This is a genomic window from Luteibacter sp. P4_D7_3 (assembly GCF_056401735.1).
The window spans coordinates 1-4,783 of sequence record NZ_JBFUIT010000298.1 but is presented as its reverse complement, the minus strand read 5'-3'; the positions used below and the strand labels follow the sequence as shown (position 1 = coordinate 4,783).

At 63.4% G+C, this 4,783-nt stretch carries 4 protein-coding genes; all 4 read right to left on the bottom strand.

Annotation, left to right across the window (positions count from 1 at the left end; all coding sequences use genetic code 11):
- Positions 1-2,141: CHASE3 domain-containing protein (locus AC1DSN_RS18435; protein WP_477332114.1), on the bottom strand; the 2,141-nt coding region annotated here is incomplete at its 3' end.
- Positions 2,142-2,267: 126 nt separating this feature from the next.
- On the bottom strand, positions 2,268-2,771 hold the full coding sequence (locus AC1DSN_RS18430) for a GNAT family N-acetyltransferase (RefSeq protein WP_477332112.1): 504 nt from the start codon (positions 2,769-2,771) through the stop codon (positions 2,268-2,270).
- A gap of 17 nt (positions 2,772-2,788) precedes the next feature.
- Positions 2,789-3,859: a transaldolase gene (gene tal, locus AC1DSN_RS18425; protein ID WP_477298626.1), complete on the bottom strand. Its 1,071-nt coding sequence runs from the start codon at positions 3,857-3,859 to the stop codon at positions 2,789-2,791.
- A gap of 149 nt (positions 3,860-4,008) precedes the next feature.
- The coding region (locus AC1DSN_RS18420) for an acetamidase/formamidase family protein (RefSeq protein WP_477332110.1) at positions 4,009-4,783 on the bottom strand (775 nt) is incomplete at its 5' end.

Here is a 4,783-nt window from a genome sequence, read left to right as displayed (position 1 = left end):
GCCGTGACCGGCTCCGTCGACGGTGGCCTGCGGACGGCACCGAGCAGCGGGGGAATCGTCAGGCTGAACGTACTGCCCCTGCCCACCTGGCTGTCGACGGCGATGCTGCCGCCGAGAAGGCGCGCCAGTTCCAGCGAAATCGACAGGCCCAGGCCGGTGCCGCCGTACTTGCGGCTGATCGTGCCATCGGCCTGCTGGAACGCTTCGAAGATACGCGTCTGCTGTTCAACCGAGATGCCGATGCCGGTGTCGCTAACGGCGAACACGAAATCACCATGGCCGTCGCACGATACGTGCAACTGCACGCTGCCCTGCTCGGTGAACTTGAAGGCGTTGGACAACAGGTTCTTGAGCACCTGCTCCAGGCGCTGACGATCGGTCTCGACGATAGGCGGGCAATCCGGTGACGTCGATACGTCGAAGATCAGGCCTTTCTGTTCGGCGACCGGCTGGAACTGCGGGACAAGACTCTTGATCATGCGGTCGACGGAGAGCGACTCGGCATGAATCTCGATATGACCCGCTTCGATCTTGGACAGGTCGAGGATATCGTTGATCAGCGTGAGCAGATCGTTGCCGGACGAATGGATGGTATTGGCGAACTTGACTTGCTCTTCCGTCAGGTTGCCGCGCGGATTGTCGGCAAGGAGCTTGGAGAGAATCAGCGCCGAGTTCAGCGGCGTCCGCAATTCGTGGGACATGTTGGCGAGGAAGTCCGACTTGTACCGGCTCGCGCGCAGCACTTCCTTCGCCTTGTTCTCGATCACTTCATTCGCCCGGGCGAGGTCGTCGCGCTGCAATTCGAGCTGGTTCGCCTGCTCTTCCAGATGGGCGTTGGTCTGTTCCAGTTCGGCCTGTTGCTGCTCGAGCTCGTGCTGGGATTGCTTGAGCGCGCGGCTCTGTTCCTCGAGCTCCTCGTTGGACACGCGAAGCTCTTCGCCCTGCACCTGCAGCGAATCGGACTGCCGGCGCGTCTCCTCCAGAAGACGACCAAGATCTGCCCGGTAGGTGGCCGAACGGAGTGCCACGCCGATGGCGGAGGAGGCCTGTTCGAGAAGCGAAATGACATCCTCGTCAACGGCGCTGAAAAAGCCGAGCTCCAGCACCCCGTTGACCTCGCCATCGACCACGGTGGGCAACAGGACGAGATGACGCGGTTTGTCCTGGCCCAGCGCCGAGCCGATGGCCAGGTAGCCCTCCGGCACGTCGTCGATGACGAAGGTGCGGCGTTCGGCAGCGGTCTGACCGAGCAACCCTTCGGCCGGCAGGAAGCGCTCGACCACATGGTGACCCGGCGCGAGGCCGTAGACGCCTATCCGCTCGTAAAAGTTGGCGGTGTTGACGAAAAGAGCCCCTGCCTGGGCGTCGACGAATCGAGCGAGGAAGGCGAGGATGTTCGCGCCAAGCGTTTCCGTCTCCTGCTCACCGGCCATGACGGCCGCCAGTTCGAGCTGACCGGCCTGCAGCCAGGTTGCCCGTACCCGGCTACGCGACGCATTGCGAATCATCACGGCGACAAAAATGGTCAGCGCCACGCCAAGCAGACCACTGAGCAGCCCGCTGGTGAGTGCATTGCCATAGGCCGCGGTCATTTCCACGACCCGCTTGTCGCGAAGCGAAAATTCCTCGGCCTGCATATTGGTCAGCTGCGCGCGGATGGCATCCATGGCGGCCTTGCCACGATCGCTGTTGACAACCGCCAGGGCCGCATCGAGGCTGCGTGTCCGGCGCAGCTCGATCGTCTCCTTGAGCTCGCCGAGCTTGTCGTCCAGGCGGCCGGCCAGTTCCTTCAGGCGAGCCTGCTGGCTGGCATTGTCATGGGTCGACAGTTTCAGGGATTCGAGACGGGCAGGAATGCTCGCCAGGGCAGCGCGATAGGGTTCGAGGTACCTCTCGTTCCCCGTCAGCAGGAAGCCACGCTGACCGGTTTCCGCGTCCTGGGCCGCGGAAAGGATGTCGCTCAGCGCGGTCACCGTCTGCTGAGACTGGATGACCTTCTGGTTGCCGTCGCGAATGGTTCGGATGTTCAGATACGCGAGTGCGCCGCTGACGACGAAAAAGACAATAACGGCGGCCAGCGCAATGGACGTGCGCTGATCCATCGCGCGCGAGCGCGACGCACGGGGTGCTTTTGAACTCATGATGACCGGGCTGGTTAGCTGTCGTAGCGGGCAAATATATCATCAAGAAACCGTTATCAAACGGTTCTCCCCTGAGACAAAAAACCTGCGAAATCCTCGCCTTTGGCGAGGAAATTCACCCTGTTTTCACAGCCAATCGTGCATCGGGCGGGCCGGGCCTCGTGCGGGTTTCAGGCTGATCGTGAGGATCGGCAGCGTCCGTGCTTCCGCACCTTCGATCGGCGCAGGAATCTCGCCGACTCGCACCGCCCCGCACGCAACATAGAACGCCTCGGCGTGCGGATCGGACTCGATATAGAGCCTCGAGGCACGAAGTGCCCTGGCGCGTTCGACCGCGTCGTTCAGCATGCTCCTGCCCCAGCCCTTCCCGATGAAGGCGGGCAAAAGCCAGAAGTGCTCGAGCCTGACCGCGCCGTCGGCCTGCCTCCGCAGCTGATAAAAACCCGCCAACGCGCCGTCGAGACGGGCCGTCATGGTCGGCCAACGTTCGATCCCGGTGGACGTGACCCTAAGGTCCGACGCCCACCGTTGCAGTTGATCCGACGAATACGGCCAGTACGATTTTGACGCGAAGGCGAGATCCGAGAGGATGGCTGCCTCGGATGCGCGCGCCTGTTCAAATGCAAGCATCCGGCAGCTCCGGGGGGCTAGGCGGTCACCTTACCCTCTACGCGCCTGATCAGCTCGTCCCACGCCGTCACGAAAGCGGCACCACCCTCGACCTGCAACTGGCTCGCCAGCGCGTTCACATCGAGGCCGCCTTCATTGGCCGTACGTCGCACGGCAGCGCCTTCATCACGGTCGAGGGCCACCTTGCCGGGCACCTTGCCGTGGTCGGCAAACGCGCGCAGCGTCGCGTCCGGCATGGTGTTGATAGTGTCCGGCGCCGCCAGCGCCGTAATGTAGAGCGTGTCGTCGGCTTCGGGATCCTTCACCCCCGTGCTGGCCCAGAGAAGGGTTTGTGGCATGGCTCCGGCCGAGGCCAGCGTCTTCCAGCGCTCGGAGGCGAGCACGCCTTGGTAGGCGTCCCAGACATCCGCCGCCACGGCAAGGCCGAGACGGTTGCGCAGGTCGGCACGCCCCTGCTTCGCCGCTGCCGCATCCCAGCGACTGACGAACACCGACGCCACCGAACGGACCTTGGGATCGAGACCGCCAAGGATGCGTCGCTCGATACCGCGCATATAGGCCTCCGCCACGGCCAGGTACTGGTCGCGGGAGAACAACAGCGTCACGTTGATCGCGATGCCCTCGAAGATCGCCTCCTCGATCGCGACGGCACCTTGCGGCGAGCCGGGAATCTTCACGAAGGCATTGGGGCGATCCATCTGCGCATGCAACCGTTGCGCCCAGTCCAGCGAGCCCTTCGCGTCGTTGAGAAGGTACGGCGACACCTCGATGGACACCCATCCGTCCATCCCGGATGTCTTCGCGTGGATCGGCGCGAAAAGGTCGGCGGCGCGACGAAGATCCTGGACCATGAGGCGGAACACGATTTCTTCAGGCGTTGCACCCGTTGCCCGCTCGCTGGCGATCTGGGCGTCGTAGTCCGAACCACCAGCCACCGCCTTGGTGAAGATGGAGGGATTCGAGGTCAGACCGGTGATCGAGAAGTCGCGTATGTACGTCTCGAGAAGACCGGTGTCGATCATGTTCCTGGAGATGTTATCCAGCCAAAGACTCTGGCCGAGTTCCTGGAGCTTCGCAGTCGCATTCATGGGCTGTCCCGATGGGGCAGCCCGCATGCCAGCCGGCTGCCAGGTAATGAACGACAGCGCCCATGGCCAGGCGCCGGGGTATTAGCCAGGGAACGCTAACGCAGGCCATGGGTGTCGTCTTGAAGAAACCTGTGTCGAGGACGCAACAGTCACGGCTGAGCGGGTTTCACCAGCTGTGAAAGCAAGACTTTATCCAGGCTCGCGGCCACGCCGACACTCCTGCCGGCGAGATTGGCGACCGTATAATGGACGGAGCTGCCCAGTACCTGTGCGGCCTCGGAGAGCGTCAGTCCGTAGTCCTGCGCTAGCCACTTGACCAGGCCGGTGGTTGCGGCCCGCGTCGCTTCGTCGATGGATCCGGCCTGCCCCAGCACCATGATCCGGGTCGGCGACTCGACGCGAGGCATCTGCACCGCTTTTCCTTTGATCACGTCGACGGAAACCTCGACATCCATCGAAGTCTCCAGCGCATATTGGGATGTCTCACCGTCGCCTTGCAGGGCGTGCGCATCACCGAAGTACAACAGCGCGCCAGGCTGGTACACCGGCAGGTACACCGTGTTGCCTTCAACGACCTGGTTGAAGTCCATGTTCCCGCCGAACCGCCCCGTATCGCCCGTCGACATGGYGGGCGTACCAAAACCCGGTGCCACCGCCATGCCACCCAGCATCGGCTGTACCGGCACGCTGTAGTTCGCCAGCGCCGGTGACGCCGTCGCGGGAGTGGCGAGCCCCCTGGCGAGATCCAGCTTCCAGCGCACCGGCTTGCCCAGCTCCTGCGCCTTACCCGCGAGCGACTGGCCAAGCGCTGGCCCCACGATGCTGTCGAGACTGTCTGCATAGTCCCTGTTGAGCCGGAGGCGTTTGATGTGCACAGCCAGCGTATCGCCAGGCTCGGCCGACATCACGTAAAACGGCCCTACC